Annotated in this window: 11 protein-coding genes; 3 read left to right on the forward strand and 8 right to left on the reverse strand. The window is 68.7% G+C overall.

All coding sequences use genetic code 11. The annotated features are described in order from the left end of the window. Nucleotides 1–257 precede the first annotated feature (257 nt). From ACIF9R_RS23670 to ACIF9R_RS23680, 3 genes are all read left to right on the forward strand, one after another. Entirely contained in the window at nt 258–1,475 is a 1,218-nt protein-coding gene (locus ACIF9R_RS23670) for a thiolase family protein (RefSeq protein WP_399983431.1), read from the forward strand. Beyond that, nucleotides 1,472–3,601 carry a 3-hydroxyacyl-CoA dehydrogenase NAD-binding domain-containing protein gene (locus tag ACIF9R_RS23675; RefSeq protein ID WP_399983433.1) on the forward strand — a complete coding sequence of 710 codons (2,130 nt, stop codon included), beginning with the start codon at nt 1,472–1,474 and terminating at the stop codon, nt 3,599–3,601. Before ACIF9R_RS23670 ends, ACIF9R_RS23675 begins: the two co-directional genes overlap by 4 nt. Before the next feature lie 188 nt (nt 3,602–3,789). After that, the gene (locus tag ACIF9R_RS23680) at nt 3,790–4,161 is read left to right on the forward strand and encodes an NTP pyrophosphohydrolase (protein WP_399983436.1); all 372 of its coding nucleotides are present in this window, start codon (nt 3,790–3,792) and stop codon (nt 4,159–4,161) included. Nucleotides 4,162–4,321: 160 nt separating this feature from the next. On the opposite strand, the gene ACIF9R_RS23685 is transcribed toward ACIF9R_RS23680, so the two are convergent. The 8 genes from ACIF9R_RS23685 to ACIF9R_RS23720 all read right to left on the reverse strand — a co-directional run bounded on the left by ACIF9R_RS23685 (nt 4,322) and on the right by ACIF9R_RS23720 (nt 14,954). Continuing rightward, the gene (locus ACIF9R_RS23685) at nt 4,322–5,845 is read right to left on the reverse strand and encodes an amino acid permease (protein WP_399983438.1); all 1,524 of its coding nucleotides are present in this window, start codon (nt 5,843–5,845) and stop codon (nt 4,322–4,324) included. Nucleotides 5,846–5,992: 147 nt separating this feature from the next. Then, nucleotides 5,993–7,924 (reverse strand): 1-deoxy-D-xylulose-5-phosphate synthase, encoded by a 1,932-nt coding sequence (dxs, locus tag ACIF9R_RS23690; RefSeq protein WP_399983440.1) that lies wholly within the window; start codon nt 7,922–7,924, stop codon nt 5,993–5,995. 262 nt (nt 7,925–8,186) lie between these two features. Then, on the reverse strand, nt 8,187–9,479 hold the full coding sequence (locus tag ACIF9R_RS23695; RefSeq protein ID WP_399983443.1) for a sugar ABC transporter permease: 1,293 nt from the start codon (nt 9,477–9,479) through the stop codon (nt 8,187–8,189). Next, entirely contained in the window at nt 9,476–10,267 is a 792-nt protein-coding gene (locus tag ACIF9R_RS23700; protein WP_184761552.1) for an ATP-binding cassette domain-containing protein, read from the reverse strand. The genes ACIF9R_RS23695 and ACIF9R_RS23700 overlap by 4 nt, the downstream gene beginning before the upstream one ends. Before the next feature lie 179 nt (nt 10,268–10,446). Continuing rightward, the gene (locus tag ACIF9R_RS23705) at nt 10,447–11,559 is read right to left on the reverse strand and encodes a sugar ABC transporter substrate-binding protein (protein WP_399983447.1); all 1,113 of its coding nucleotides are present in this window, start codon (nt 11,557–11,559) and stop codon (nt 10,447–10,449) included. Between the two features lie 120 nt (nt 11,560–11,679). Continuing rightward, on the reverse strand, nt 11,680–12,891 hold the full coding sequence (locus ACIF9R_RS23710) for an ROK family protein (RefSeq protein WP_399983450.1): 1,212 nt from the start codon (nt 12,889–12,891) through the stop codon (nt 11,680–11,682). A gap of 182 nt (nt 12,892–13,073) precedes the next feature. After that, entirely contained in the window at nt 13,074–14,009 is a 936-nt protein-coding gene (locus tag ACIF9R_RS23715) for a carbohydrate ABC transporter permease (protein WP_399983453.1), read from the reverse strand. Nucleotides 14,010–14,024: 15 nt separating this feature from the next. Next, the gene (locus ACIF9R_RS23720; protein ID WP_399983456.1) at nt 14,025–14,954 is read right to left on the reverse strand and encodes a carbohydrate ABC transporter permease; all 930 of its coding nucleotides are present in this window, start codon (nt 14,952–14,954) and stop codon (nt 14,025–14,027) included. Nucleotides 14,955–15,014: the final 60 nt, after the last annotated feature.

The following is a 15,014-nucleotide window of genomic DNA, read 5'->3' on the forward strand; positions in this document are numbered from 1 at the left end:
CTCCGCCCCAGACCCCGCTCCTCAAACGCCGGAGGGGCTGAAGTCAGCCCCTCCGGCGTTTGAGGAGCGGGGGTCCGGGGGCAGCGCCCCCGGGGGACGGGAACGGGAAGGGGCGGCGGGGGCGGAAAACGTCTCACCGGGCGCCGCCGATCGTGTGATGTTCGCCGCTCCGGGGGCCGGGACTGGGCAGTCACGTTACTCATAAGTAGCATGGCGTAAGCAAGCGCTCAGCATCCCGTACCTGGAGGAGAGCCATCGTGCCTCGTACCGTCAGGGACGTCGTCTTCGTCGACGGCGTCCGCACCCCGTTCGGCAAGGCGGGCCCGAAGGGCATCTACCACGAGACCCGCGCCGACGACCTCGTCGTGAAGGCGATCCGGGAGCTGCTGCGCCGCAACCCCGGTCTCGACCCGAAGAAGATCGACGAGGTCGCCGTCGCCGCGACCACGCAGATCGGCGACCAGGGCCTGACCATCGGCCGCACGGCCGGCATCCTCGCGGGCCTGCCCACCTCGGTCCCGGGCTACTCCATCGACCGCATGTGCGCCGGCGCCCTGACCGCCGTCACCACGGTGGCCGGCTCCGTCGCCTTCGGCGCGTACGACGTCGCCATCGCGGGCGGTGTCGAGCACATGGGCCGCCACCCGATGGGCGAGGGCGTCGACCCCAACCCGCGCTTCGTGAGCGAGAAGCTGGTCGACGAGTCCGCCCTGTTCATGGGCATGACCGCGGAGAACCTGCACGACCGCTACCCCACCATCACCAAGCAGCGCGCCGACGAGTACGCGGTGCGCTCGCAGGAGAAGGCCGCCAAGGCGTACGCCAACGGCAAGATCCAGGCCGACCTGGTGCCGGTCTCGGTGCGCCGCACCAACGAGGAGGCCGGTGAGACGGGCTGGGGCCTGGTCACCGCCGACGAGCCGATGCGTCCGGGCACCACGCTCGAGAGCCTGGCGAACCTCAAGACCCCGTTCCGCGTGCACGGCCGGGTCACCGCCGGCAACGCGGCCGGTCTGAACGACGGCGCCACCGCCTCCCTCATCGCCTCCGAGGACTTCGCCCGCGAGAACGACCTCCCGGTGAAGATGCGCCTGGTCTCCTACTCCTTCGCGGGTGTGGAGCCCGAGGTCATGGGCTACGGCCCGATCCCGGCCACGGAGAAGGCGCTTGCCCAGGCGGGCCTGTCCATCTCCGACATCGGTCTGTTCGAGATCAACGAGGCCTTCGCCGTCCAGGTCCTCGCCTTCCTGGAGCACTACGGCATCGCCGACGACGACGCGCGCGTCAACCAGTACGGCGGCGCCATCGCCTTCGGCCACCCGCTGGCCTCCTCCGGTGTCCGTCTGATGACGCAGCTGGCCCGCCAGTTCGAGGAGCAGCCCGAGGTCCGTTACGGCCTCACCACCATGTGCGTCGGCTTCGGCATGGGCGCCACGGTCATCTGGGAGAACCCGCACTTCGAGGGGGACAAGTGAGCACCACCGCAGAGCTTCTGAAGGGTGCGGCCGAGCTGTTCCCCGGCGAGGTCGTCACCAGCGCGCACGTACGCCACTTCGACCTGCCGCTGGGGGCGGGGCGCTTCGCGCTCATCACCCTCGACAACGGTCACGACCACACCAAGCCGACCACGCTCGGCCCGCAGTCGCTGGCGAACATCGACGCCGCCATCGACCAGGTCGAGAAGGAGGCCGCGGACGGCGAGATCGTCGGCGTCGGTGTCACCGGCAAGCCGTTCATCTTCGCGGTCGGCGCCGACCTCAAGGGCGTCGAGCTGCTGAAGCGGCACGAGGACGCGCTGGCCATCGGCAAGGGCGGCCACGACGTCTTCAAGCGGCTGTCGCAGCTCGCCGTGCCGACCTTCGCGTACTACAACGGCGCCGCCATGGGCGGTGGCGTCGAGGTCGGTCTGCACTGCGCCTACCGCACCGTGTCGGCCGCCATCCCGGCCTTCTCGCTCCCCGAGGTCTTCCTCGGTCTCGTCCCCGGCTGGGGCGGCTGCACCCTGCTGCCGAACCTGATCGGCGCCGAGAAGGCCGTCTCGGTGATCATCGAGAACAGCCTCAACCAGAACAAGCAGCTCAAGGGCAAGCAGGTCTACGAACTCGGCATCGCGGACGCGATCTTCGAGGGCGCGGACTTCCTGGAGCAGTCGCTGATCTGGACCGCGTCCGTCCTCAAGGGCGAGATCGTCGTCGAGCGCCCGGCGATCGACCGCGGCGAGGCCTGGGACCAGGCCGTCGCCAAGGGCCGCTTCGTCGCCGACTCCAAGGTGCACGGTGCCGCCCCGGCCGCCTACCGCGCGCTGGACATCATCGCCGCCGTCAAGAACGGCGACCTGCAGCAGGGTTACGACGCCGAGGACCAGGCGCTCGCCGACCTCATCATGGGCGGCGAACTGCGCTCCGGCATCTACGCGTTCAACCTGGTGCAGAAGCGCGGCAAGCGTCCCGCGGGAGCCCCGGACAAGTCGCTGGCCCGTCCGGTCACCAAGGTCGGTGTCGTGGGCGCCGGTCTGATGGCCTCCCAGCTCGCGCTGCTGTTCCTGCGCCGCCTGGAGGTGCCGGTCGTCCTGACCGACATCGACCAGGAGCGCGTCGACAAGGGCGTGGGCTATGTCCACGCCGAGATCGACAAGCTGCTCGGCAAGGGCCGGATCAACCAGGACAAGGCCAACCGCCTGAAGGCGCTGGTCTCCGGTGTGCTGGACAAGGCCGAGGGCTTCGCGGACGCCGACTTCGTCATCGAAGCGGTCTTCGAGGAAATGGGTGTCAAGCAGCAGGTGTTCGCGGAGGTCGAGGCGGTCGCCCCGGCGCACGCGATCCTCGCCACCAACACCTCCTCGCTCTCCGTCTCCGAGATGGCGTCGAAGCTGAAGCACCCCGAGCGGGTCGTCGGCTTCCACTTCTTCAACCCGGTCGCGGTCCTCCCGCTTCTGGAGATCGTCCGCGGTGAGCAGACCGACGACGCCTCGCTGGCCACGGCCTTCGGTGTCGCCAAGAAGCTGAAGAAGACCGCGGTGCTCACCAAGGACGCCCCGGCGTTCGTGGTGAACCGCATCCTGACCCGCTTCATGGGCGAGATCCAGAACGTCATCGACGAGGGCACCCCGGTCGAGGTCGCCGAGAAGGCCGTCGAGCCGCTCGGTCTTCCGATGTCGCCGCTGGTGCTGCTGGAGCTGGTCGGTCCCGCGATCGGTCTGCACGTCTCCGAGACCCTCAACCGGGCCTTCCCGGAGCGGTTCACGGTCTCCCCGAACCTCAAGAAGGTCGTCGAGGCGGGCAAGCGCGGCTTCTACGTCTACGACAGCGGCAAGCCCGAACTCGACCCCGAGGTCGCCGCGTTGCTCGAGCAGGGCGACACCGTCCTCACCGAGGAGCAGGTGCGGGCGCGGGTGCTGGACGCGGTGGCGCAGGAGATCGGGCTCATGCTCGACGAGGGCGTCGTCGCCGAGGCGCAGGACATCGACCTGTGCCTGATCACCGGTGCCGGCTGGCCGTTCCACCTGGGCGGCATCACGCCGTACCTGGACCGTGAGGGCGTCTCCGAGCGGGTCAACGGCAAGCGGTTCCTGGAGCCGGGCGTGGCCTCGGTTCCGGCGTAACGGCCCCACAGGACACATGAGAAGGGCCTCCGCCGTGATGGCGGAGGCCCTTCTTTCACCTTCCGGCACCGTCCTGCTCCACCGAGGCGAGCCGCGCCCCCGGTCCGGCGTTCTCCTCCTCCGGGGCGGCGGGGGCGGCGGGGGCGGGCGGGGCGGTCCTGCGGCCGCGTGCGTGGGACGCTGGCCGTATGAACGACACCGTCGCCCTGCTCGTGATCGTCGACGCCGCGAATGTGGTCGGGTCGGTTCCCGACGGGTGGTGGCGGGACCGGCGGGGCGCCGCGGAGCGACTGCGTGACCGGCTGGCCGCGGACGGGCTGCCGGGCCGTCCGGGACCGGTGGAGATCGTCCTGGTCGTCGAGGGTGCCGCACGCGGGGTGGAGCCGGTGCCCGGGGTCCGTGTGGAGTCCGCCCCGGGCAGCGGTGACGACCACATGGTCACTCTGGTGGCCGATGCGGGTGACCGCCCGGTCCTGGTCGTCACGGCCGACCGCGAACTGCGCCGCAGGGTCACCGCCCTGGGCGCGGACGTCACCGGTCCGCGCTCCGTGCCCCGCTGACTCCGGGGCACCCGCTGTACGGCCCACCCGCTGTACGGCCCCACCCGTGGGATGCCCGGCCGCGGGACGCCCGACCGGCGCAGGGGGTCACCAGGGCCCCGCCGAGCCGGTGCGCCCGGGTGCGCGGCGCCTCGACGGAGCGGCGCGGGGCCGCGCCGGTTCAGCGGGTGTCGGGGCCGGACGGTCCGACCGGAGCCCCGGGCTCCGTCCCCTGTCCCCGGGCCAATCGGCTGTGGGTGCGGCTGTAGAGGAAGTAGACGACGATGCCGATCGCCATCCAGATGCCGAAGCGGACCCAGGTCTCGGCGGGCAGGTTGAGCATCAGCCACAGGGAGGCGGCGACCGACACGATCGGCAGCACGGGCACCCAGGGGGTGCGGAACGCCCGGTGCAGGTCGGGGCGGGTCCTGCGGAGGATGACCACGCTGATCGCGACGATGACGAAGGCGAACAGGGTGCCGATGTTCACCAGCGCGGCGAGCTCGTTCAGCGGGGTGAAGCCGGCGAGGATCGCGATGACGACACCGAGCAGGATCGTCGGCCGGTGCGGGGTCCTGAACCGGGGGTGGACCCGGGAGAAGAACCTCGGCAGCAGGCCGTCGCGGCTCATCGCGAAGAAGACGCGGGTCTGGCCGAGCAGCAGGATCATGCACACGGTCGTCAGGCCGACGGCGGCCCCGAAGCTGATGAAGCCGGCGAACCACGGATGCCCGGTCGCCTTGAACGCGTCCGCCAGCGGGGCGTCCACGGACAGTTCGCTGTAGTGCTGCATACCGGTGACGACGAGCGACACCAGCACGTACAGCACGGTGCAGATGAACAGGGAGCCGAGGATGCCGCGCGGCATGTCGCGCTGCGGGTTCTTGGTCTCCTCGGCGGCCGTGGCGACGATGTCGAAGCCGATGAAGGCGAAGAACACCACCGAGGCGGCGGTGAAGATGCCCATCACGCCGAAGTTCGACGGTGCCCAGCCGAACATCAGCTGGATGAGCGGGGAATTGAGGCTCTCACCGGCCGGCACGGGCTTGGAGTCCGGGATGAACGGGTCGTAGTTGTCCTTGGTGATGAAGAAGGCCCCCGCGATGATCACCACGAGGACCACGGTCACCTTGATGGCGACGACGAGCGAGGTGACGCGGGCGGACAGCTTCATGCCGAGGACGAGGATGCCGGTGAGCACCAGCACCAGGACGGCGGCGAGGATGTCGAACCCGAAGACGTCGGAGCCCTCGCGGCTGCCGAGCGCCGCGGGCATCTGCCAGCCCGCGTTGTCCATGAGCGACTGGATGTACCCCGACCAGCCGACGGCCACCACCGCCGTGCCGAGCGCGAACTCCAGCACCAGGTCCCAGCCGATGATCCAGGCGGGCAGCTCACCCAGGGAGGCGTAGGAGAACGTGTAGGCGGAACCCGCGACCGGCACGGTGGAGGCGAACTCGGCGTAGCAGAGCGCGGCGAGCGCGCAGACGACACCGGCCACCACGAAGGCCAGTGCGGTGGCCGGCCCGGCATTGTCCTTGGCGACCGTACCGGTGAGGACGAAGATGCCGGTGCCGATGATGACACCGACGCCGAAGACGGTCAGATCCAGCGCGGACAGGGATTTCCTGAGCGCGTGCTCAGGTTCCTCCGTGTCACGGATGGACTGCTCTACCTGCTTCGTCCGGAAAAGAGGGCTTGTCACGGGTACCTCCCACGCTTGTCGTCCTCGACATGATCGAGAGGGGGCGCAGGACGTATGCCCCGGCGCGGGCGTTTTCACGCGGTCGGGCCGTGCGCGCCACTCTTCACGGTGGCGCGCACGGCCCATCCGGACGACGCGTGGGGAAGGTCAGTCCCGGGCGGGCTCCACCGAGTCCACGACGTCCGCGGAGGAGCGCGCGTACTTCCCGTCGAGCTTCGCCACCAGGCCGGTGACCTGGCGGGCGATGTCGGGGGCGGTCAGCCCGATCTCGGCCAGGACCTCGGCGCGCGAGGCGTGGTCGAGGAAGCGCGGCGGGATACCGAAGTCGCGCAGCGGTACGTCCACACCGGCGTCGCGCAGCGCCTGGGCGATCGTCGAGCCGACACCGCCGACGCGCGAGTTGTCCTCGACGGTGACCACGACCCGGTGCTTCTCGGCGAGGGGCGCCATCGCCTCGTCGACGGGCTTGACCCAGCGCGGGTCGACGACGGTGGTGGAGATGCCCTGCCGGTCCAGCAGCCCGGCGATCTCCAGGCACATCGGCGCGAGCGCTCCGACGGAGACCAGCAGCACGTCGGGCGTGTCGGTGCCGGGCTCACGCAGCACGTCCATGCCGCCGACGCGGCCCACGGCGGGCACGGCGGGTCCGACGGCGCCCTTGGAGAAGCGCACCACGGTGGGGGCGTCGTCGACCGCGGTGGCCTCGCGCAGCTGGGCGCGGACCTGGTCGGCGTCGCGCGGGGCGGCGAGCCGCAGGCCGGGGACGACCTGGAGGATCGACATGTCCCACATGCCGTTGTGGGAGGCGCCGTCGGTGCCGGTGACACCAGCCCGGTCGAGCACGAAGGTCACGCCGCACTTGTGCAGGGCCACATCCATCAGCACCTGGTCGAAGGCGCGGTTGAGGAAGGTGGCGTACACCGCGAAGACGGGGTGCACCCCGGCGTGGGCCAGGCCGGCCGCGGAGACGGCGCCGTGCTGTTCGGCGATGCCGACGTCGTAGACCCGGTCGGGGAAGCGCTTGGCGAACTTGTCGAGGCCGACCGGCTGGAGCATGGCGGCGGTGATGGCGACGAGGTCCTCGCGCTCCTCGCCGAGTTTCACCATCTCCTCGCCGAAGACGCTCGTCCAGTCGGCGCCGGAGCTGGCGATCGGCAGGCCCGTGTCGGGGTGGATCTTGCCGACGGCGTGGAAGCGGTCGGCCTCGTCCTGGAGGGCCGGCTGGTAGCCGCGGCCCTTCTCGGTGAGGCAGTGCACGATCACCGGGCCGCCGAAGCGCTTGGCGCGGGTCAGGGCGGACTCCAGGGCCTCGATGTCGTGGCCGTCGATGGGGCCGACGTACTTCAGGCCGAGGTCCTCGAACATGCCCTGCGGGGCGATGAAGTCCTTCAGGCCCTTCTTGGCGCCGTGCAGCGTGTCGAAGAGGGGCTTGCCGACGACCGGGGTGCGCTCCAGGAGGTCCTTGGTCCGGGTCAGGAAGCGCTCGTAGCCGTCGGTGGTGCGCAGGGTCGCGAGGTGGTTCGCGAGGCCGCCGATGGTGGGCGAGTAGGAGCGCTCGTTGTCGTTGACGACGATGACGAGCGGGCGGTCCTTGGCGTCGGCGATGTTGTTCAGCGCCTCCCAGGCCATGCCTCCGGTGAGCGCGCCGTCACCGATGACGGCCACGACGTGGCTGTCGCTCTTCTTGATCTGGTTGGCCTTGGCGATGCCGTCGGCCCAGCCGAGGACGGTGGAGGCGTGGCTGTTCTCGATGACGTCGTGCTCGGACTCGCTCTGCGAGGGGTAGCCGGACAGGCCGCCCTTCATCTTCAGTCTGGAGAAGTCCTGCCGGCCGGTCAGCAGCTTGTGGACGTAGGACTGGTGTCCGGTGTCCCAGAGCACCTTGTCCCTGGGCGACTCGAAGACGCGGTGCAGGGCGATGGTGAGCTCCACCACGCCGAGGTTGGGGCCGAGGTGGCCGCCGGTCTTGGAGACCGCGTCGACGAGGAAGGTCCGGATCTCCCCGGCCAGCCGGTCGAGCTCCTCCGGGCTGAGCCGGTCCAGATCGCGCGGTCCCCTGATGCGGGTCAGCAGCGGCACCCGTGCCTCCTTGCAATAGAGCTGATCGAGCTGTTCCCGGGCGGGACGAGTCTAATGTTCCGCTCAACCGATCGGTCTACGGGCCGTGCGTCATGCGTCACCCGATCACCGGTACCCGGATGCGTACGTCCTACGACACGCCTGTTGCCCGGCGCCTCGAAGGCACCGGGCAACAGGAGCACACCCAGGGGCGCGGGACGGTATCGACATGCGGCTCCGCCGCGTGGGCGCGACCAGCCGCAACCGGCCCGCGCCGGGCGTCCTACGCGCGCCCCGCCGTCTTCTGCGTCCTCCGGGTGACCGCGTCGATGACGACGGTCGCCAGCAGCACACCACCGGTGATCATGTACTGCACCGGCGAGGCGATACCCTCCAGCGCCAGACCGTACGTGATCGAGATGATGACCATCACACCGAGCAGCGCGTCCCAGGTGCGGCCGCGTCCACCGAAGAGCGACGTGCCACCGATGACGGCCGCGGCGATGACGTTCATCAGGAACTCACCGGTGCCCGCGCCCTGGTTCGCGGAGGCGATCTTCGAGGCGACGAACAGACCGCCGATCGCGGCGAAGGTACCGGCGATCGCGAAGACCGAGATCCGGACCATCTCCACGTTGATGCCGGCGCGGCGGGACGCCTCGACACTGCCACCGAGCGCGAAGACCTTGCGGCCGTAGGCGGTGCGGCGCAGCACGAAGTCCGTGAGGACCAGGAAGGCGAGGAAGATCACCACGGCCAGCGGCAGGCCCTTGTACTGGTTGAAGACGATCGCGACGGCGAAGGCCAGGATCGCCAGCAGTACGGTCCGCACGATGATCTCGTTCAGCGGGCGGGAGGGCACCCCGGCGGCCTCACGGCGGCGGTTGTCGAAGAACGCGAGGAGGAAGTACCCCACGGTCGCCGCGATCGCCAGGCCGTAGGCGGCGGCCACATCGCTGAAGTAGTAGCTGGTCAGCTTGACGACCAGGCCGTCGGAGTCCAGGTTGATGGTGCCGTTGCTGCCGAGGATCTGCAGCATGAAGCCCTGCCAGAACAGCAGTCCTGCCAGGGTCACGGCGAACGCCGGGACGCCGATGCGGGCGAAGATGAAGCCGTGGAGGGCACCCGCCACCGTGCCGGTGAGGATCGCCAGTACCAGGGCCAGGATCTCGTTCATCCCGTGGGTGACGCTCATGACCGCGAAGGCGGCGCCCGCGACACCGCTGACCGAGCCGACCGACAGGTCGATCTCGCCGAGCAGCAGGACGAAGACGATACCGACGGCGATCATGCCCGTGCCGACCATGGCGACGGACATGTCGGAGAAGTTGCCGGCGGTGAGGAAGTTGGAGTTCAGGCCGGTGAAGATGCCCCAGATGATCAGCAGGCCGACCACGACGGGGATGGAGCCGAGGTCACCCGCCTTCATCTTCCGCTTGAACTCGTTCCAGTAACCCAGCAGGCCCTGCTCGCGGACCAGCAGCCGGGGGTCGACCACGGTGACCGCGGCGGCGGCCGCCTCTGGGTTCTCCACGACGTGCTCCTCGACGGAGCCGGAGGTCTTTTCGGTGCTCACTTCTTGATCTCCCCATTGGTGCGCGCCGCGCGACGGGTCACGGCATTGTCCGTGGCGCCCGTGATGGCGGAGATGATCTCTTCCTGCGAGGTCGACTTGACCTCGAAGACGCCGTTGTTGCGCCCGAGGCGCAGAACCGCGACCTTGTCCGCCACGGCCTTCACATCGGCCATGTTGTGGCTGATGAGGATGACCGCGTGACCGCGCTCGCGCAGCCGCTCGACCAGGTCGAGGACCTGCGCGGTCTGCTCGACACCGAGGGCGGCGGTGGGCTCGTCGAGGATCACCAGCTTGGGCTCGCCGAGCATGGACCGGGCGATGGCCACGACCTGGCGCTGGCCTCCGGAGAGGGACGCGATCGGGATCCGGACGCTGGGGATGCGGATCGAGAGCGTGTCGAGGAGCTCGCGGGAGCGGCGCTCCATCTCCACCTCGTCCAGGACGCCGCGCCTGCGGAGCTCCCGGCCCAGGTAGAGGTTGCCGACGACATCGATGTTGTCGCACAGCGCGAGGTCCTGGTAGACCGTCGCGATGCCCAGGTTCTGGGCGTCGTGCGGCCGGTTGATCTGGACGGTCTTGCCGTCCCATTCGATGACACCCTCATCGATGGGGTGCACGCCGGCGATGGTCTTGACCAGCGTGGACTTACCGGCGCCGTTGTCGCCCACCAGGGCGACCACCTCACCGGCGTGGACCTCAAGCTCTACGTCGGTGAGCGCCTGGACGGCACCGAACCGCTTGGAGACCCCGCGCAACGCCAGCACGGGCGTAGCGGACACGTGAACCACTCTCCTTCGCCGCCTGACCCGGCGGGAGGTTGGGCAGAAAATTGGGGGGTGTTCCGTCCGGCGCCCCGCTTAGCTTGCGGGGCTGTTGTGTACGGGGCGCCGGCGGAAGCGCGTGGCAGTCGGTCCCGGGAGGGAGTCCGGGTCGCGGACTCCCTCATGTCACGGGACTCGGGGACTGCTTACTTGAGGCCGATCTTGTCGCAGGCGGCCTTGTACTTGTCGGTGCAGATCTCCTGGACGGTGTAGATGCCGTCCTTGATCACGGTGTCGTTGATGTTCTCCTGGGTCAGCGAGATGACCGGGACGAGGACGGACGGGACACCCTTGGTGGTGGGGCTGTCGACCTTGTCCTTGGCGACGGAGTCCAGCGACTTGCCCTGGGCGAGCAGGACGGCCAGCTCCGCGGCGACGTTCGCCTCCTGCGGGAACGGCTTGTAGACGCTCATGAACTGCTCACCGGTGACGATGCGCTGCACACCCGCGAGCTCGGCGTCCTGGCCGGTGACCGGGATGTCGGCGATGCCGGCGGCCTTCAGGGCGGTGATGATGCCGCCCGCCATGCCGTCGTTGGCGGAGTAGACGCCGACGATCTTGTCCTTGCCGAGGGCGGAGATGGCGCCCTCCATGTTGGCGTTGGCGTTCTCCGGCTTCCACTCCTTGGTGTCGTACTCGCGGCCGACCTTCACCTTGCCGTCGAGGACGGAGTGGGCGCCCTCCTTGAACAGGGCGGCGTTCGGGTCGGTGGAGGAGCCGTTCATCATGACGATCTGGCCGTCCTTGGCCTTGTCGCCCAGCGCCTCCAGCAGGGCCTCGCCCTGCGTCTTGCCGACGGTCACGTTGTCGAACGAGGTGTAGGCGTCGATCGGACCCTCGGCGAGGCGGTCGAAGGCCACGACCGGGATGCCGGCGTCCTTGGCCTTCTTCACCGAGCCGGCGATGGCCTTGGCGTCGACCGCGTCCACGATGAGGACGTCCACCTTGTTGGTGATCATCGTGTCGACCTGCTGGTTCTGCAGGCTGGCGTCCTGCTTGGCGTTGGCGTAGACGACCTCGCCCTTGTTGTTCGTGAGCTCCTTGACCTTCTTCTCGATCAAGGGCTTGTCGAACTTCTCGTACCGCGCGGTCTGGTTCTCCGGCAGGAGCAGACCGACCTTGATGTCGTCGCCCTTGGCGGCGGAGTCACCGGACTCCTTCTTGTCGCCGGACTCGGCGGCGCTGCCACAAGCGGCGAGCGACACGGCCATCGCACCGGCGGCGACGGCAAAGGCAATGCGACGCATACGCGTGTTCATTCAGAAACCTCCCTGACGAGGCCGCGTCCTTGCGGCCGAGGTGGCTGGAAGTCAACTCGGCCACACGTGCGACGTCAAGAAGTAAATCCTTAACGAGATGGCAACGGTGCCATCCGTTCTCTAAGTGAAGGCAGGGCTGGCGGCGGTGAGTGACCCCGTCGCAGTACCCTCCAAAAGGGCTGAATCGCCCATCTCGCTCAGTGCGAGGGCGAGCGCTCCGAGCACCTCCGCACGGCCCCCAAGTGCCCCTGGGAGAACGGAGAGTTGACGTGCCGCACTGGGGATCGCGTAGCGGCTCACGGACTCCCGGATCGGCCCGAGCACGAGCTCCCCGGCCTCGGCGAGATCACCACCGAGGACGACCCTGCTCGGGTTCAACAAGTTGCAGAGATTGGCGACTCCACTGCCGATGTGACGGCCGACGTCGGCGATCACGCGACGACAGCCCGGGTCACCGTCCCGCGCCAGCCTGACGACGCCCTCCATCGTCAGATCGGTGCCGTAACCGGGCTGGAGCAGCGGAAGCACGTAGCGCGCCGCCGTGAACGTCTCCAGACAGCCACGGTTGCCGCAGCGGCACACGGGGCCGGATTCATCGAGTGTAATGTGTCCGATCTCACCCGCGGTGCCGCCCGGTCCGCGATAGATCTTGCCGCTGATCACCAAGCCCGCGCCGACACCGCTCGCGACCTTGATGTAGGCCAGGTCGCGCACGCCCCGGCCGCTGCCCCAGACCATCTCGCCGAGGGCGCCGAGGTTGGCGTCGTTGTCCACGTGCACCGGCACGCCGAGCCGCCCCCGCAGCTCCTCGGCGGGCTTGGTGCCGGTCCAGCCGGGCAGGATCGCGGTCGAGCCCAGCGTGCCGGACTCCACGTCGATCGGGCCGGGTACCCCGAGGCCCACTCCCGCGATCTTGGACCGGTCCACGCCGGTCGCTTCGATCAGCCGGCTGACCAGCTGCTCGGCCCGGTCGAAACCCTGCGTCGAGGAGGCGTCCACATCCAGCGGCTCGGACTCCTCGGCCAGCACCTGGTGCGCGAGGTTCCCGACCGCGACCCGCAGATGGGTATGGCCGAAATCGACCCCGATGACGATGCCGGCGTCCCCGCTCAGCGAGACGGCGCGAGCCCTTCGTCCGCCCGACGACGTCGGGGTGACCTCCACCGTGCCGCGGTCCTTCAGTTCCCGCACGATATTGGAGACCGTGGCCGCGGACAGGCCGGTCGTCCTCGCGATCTCTGCCTGGGTGAGGGAACCCGCAAGACGTACTGCTCGAACGACCCGCTCAAGGTTGGCCCGGTGCAGCGACGACTGCGACCCCGGAGTCTCCACGACGACCTCCTGCGCGCGGGGGCCGCATCGATGAGGCCCCTCTCTGTCCAACTAGTGAACTCTAAGATGAGCCGTTCGGGTCGCCTCCCGTCAAGAGGTTGAACCGTTTCCGGGTACATGGACACACCTGGACACGCCACTCCCCGGTGCGGGAGCGGCGTGTGAACGACGGTGCCGGAGCGTTACTTCAAGGTCGCGGACGTGAGGCCGGCCTGCACCTGCCGCTGGAAGGAGAGATAGACCACGAGCATGGGAACCATGGCGATGGTCACACCGGCGAAGAGCACGGGAAGGTCGGAGGCGTACCCCTGCTGCTGCTGGAGCTGGATGAGCCCCTGGGTCAGCACATAGCGTTCCGGATCGTCACCGCTCTGCGGCTGCATCAGCACCGTCGGCAGGATGTACTGGTTCCACTGGCCCAGTGTGTTGAAGATGCCGACGCTCAGCAGACCCGGCTTGGCCATCGGCATCATCACCTGGAAGAAGGTCCGGGTGTGCGAGGCCCCGTCGAGGATCGCCGCCTCGAAGACCGCCGTGGGCAGGGTCCGGAAGAAGGCGTGCATGAAGAAGACCGTGAACGGCAGCGAGTAGGCCACGTACACCAGGGCCAGGCCGTGGTAGGTGTTCAGCATGTCCAGCCGCTTGACCATGAAGAACAGCGGCACCAGCGCCAGGAAGACGGGGAACATCGCGCCCGCGACGAAGAAGTAGTACAGCAGGCGGTTGCCCCGGAACTCGTAGCGGGCCAGCACATAGGCCGCCATCGATCCGAGCAGCATCGTCAGCGGCACGGAGATGACGAGCACGATGACGGTGCTGGTGAAGTAGTCGCCGATGCCCTTCTCCCAGGCGCGGGAGAAGACACCCAGGTCCCAGTTCCGCGGCCAGCCGAAGGCGGAGCCGCCGATCTGCGCGTCGGTCCGGAAGGAGCTGAGCACCAGCCACAGCAGCGGCAGCACGATCAGCACCGCCCACACGGCGAGGAAGCCGTGCGAGAAGACGTTCAGCACGACGCCTTCGCCGCGCCGGTCGCCGGGGCGGTGGTCGCCCTTGCTCACCGGCGGCGGGGGCGGGGTGGGGCCCCCGGTGGGGGCGGATTCCTTGAGAGGTGCGCTCATCGTCGTTGTTCCGCCTCAGAACTCGATGCGCTCGCGACGGGTGGCGCGCAGCATGACCACGGACACGATCAGGGTGAGGAGCAGCATGACCACGCCCATGGCGCAGGCATAGCCGCTCCGGCCGTACAACAGGAAGTTGCGCATCATCACGGTCGACATGACCTCGCTGTGGTGATCCGGTCCGCCGCCGTAGTCGCCGGCGGTCATGGTGGACACCAGGATGAACATGTCCATCGCCGCGATGCCGAGATAGACCCAGGCGGTCTGCACGGAGTCCCAGAGCAGGGGCAGGGTGATGCGGAAGAAGGACTGGGTGCGGCTGGCCCCGTCGATCAGGGCGGCCTCGTAGATGTCCCGCGGGATGGACTGCATGGCGGCGGAGAAGAGCACCAGGTAGAAGCCGACGCCGTGCCAGACGACGACCGCCATGAGGGCCCACAGCACGACGTTCGGCTCGTTGAGCCATTCCACGGGACTCTGGCTGTCGACCAGTCCGAGTTCGATCAGGGCGCCGTTGAGCATGCCGCCGCCGTCGCTGCGGTAGACCGCTCCGAAAAGCACGGCCAGGATCGCCAGGGACAGGACCTGGGGGAAGAAATAGACGACCCGGTAGTACTTCGATCCGGCGACTCCAAAGACCCCTCCGGAACGCCCGCGTCCGCCCGCGTTCAGCATGAAGGCGAAGAACAGCGCGAGCAGAATGGTGATCACCGGGATGAACACCAGGAACAGGATGTTGTGCCAGACGGCACCCATGAAGATGTCGTCCTCGAGCAACGCGGTGTAGTTGTCCAGGCCGACGAAGTCGAAGCTCTGCGACTGGCCTTTCCAGTCGGTCAGTGAATAACCGAAGGTCTGGATGTACGGCCAGATCACGAAGATCAGGTAGAGCGCCACGGGAAAGAGGAGAAATCCCGCGACGAACCGGTGCTGCCCTTTGCGCATGGCGTTCCTGCCCCTGGGTCTGGCGGCCGCGGGCCGGGGGTCGTCCCGGCCCGCGGCGGC

Origin of the sequence: Streptomyces sp. NPDC086080, assembly GCF_044540255.1 — a bacterium.
In the GTDB taxonomy this organism is placed as follows: Bacteria; Actinomycetota; Actinomycetes; order Streptomycetales; family Streptomycetaceae; genus Streptomyces.

Excerpts from the sequence above, each read along its gene's own strand:
- ACIF9R_RS23680 (WP_399983436.1), top strand. The coding sequence starts at position 3,790 with ATGAACGACACCGTCGCCCTGCTCGTGATCGTCGACGCCGCGAATGTG.
- ACIF9R_RS23715 (WP_399983453.1), bottom strand. The coding sequence starts at position 14,009 with ATGAGCGCACCTCTCAAGGAATCCGCCCCCACCGGGGGCCCCACCCCG.
- ACIF9R_RS23705 (WP_399983447.1), bottom strand. The coding sequence starts at position 11,559 with ATGAACACGCGTATGCGTCGCATTGCCTTTGCCGTCGCCGCCGGTGCG.
- ACIF9R_RS23720 (WP_399983456.1), bottom strand. The coding sequence starts at position 14,954 with ATGCGCAAAGGGCAGCACCGGTTCGTCGCGGGATTTCTCCTCTTTCCC.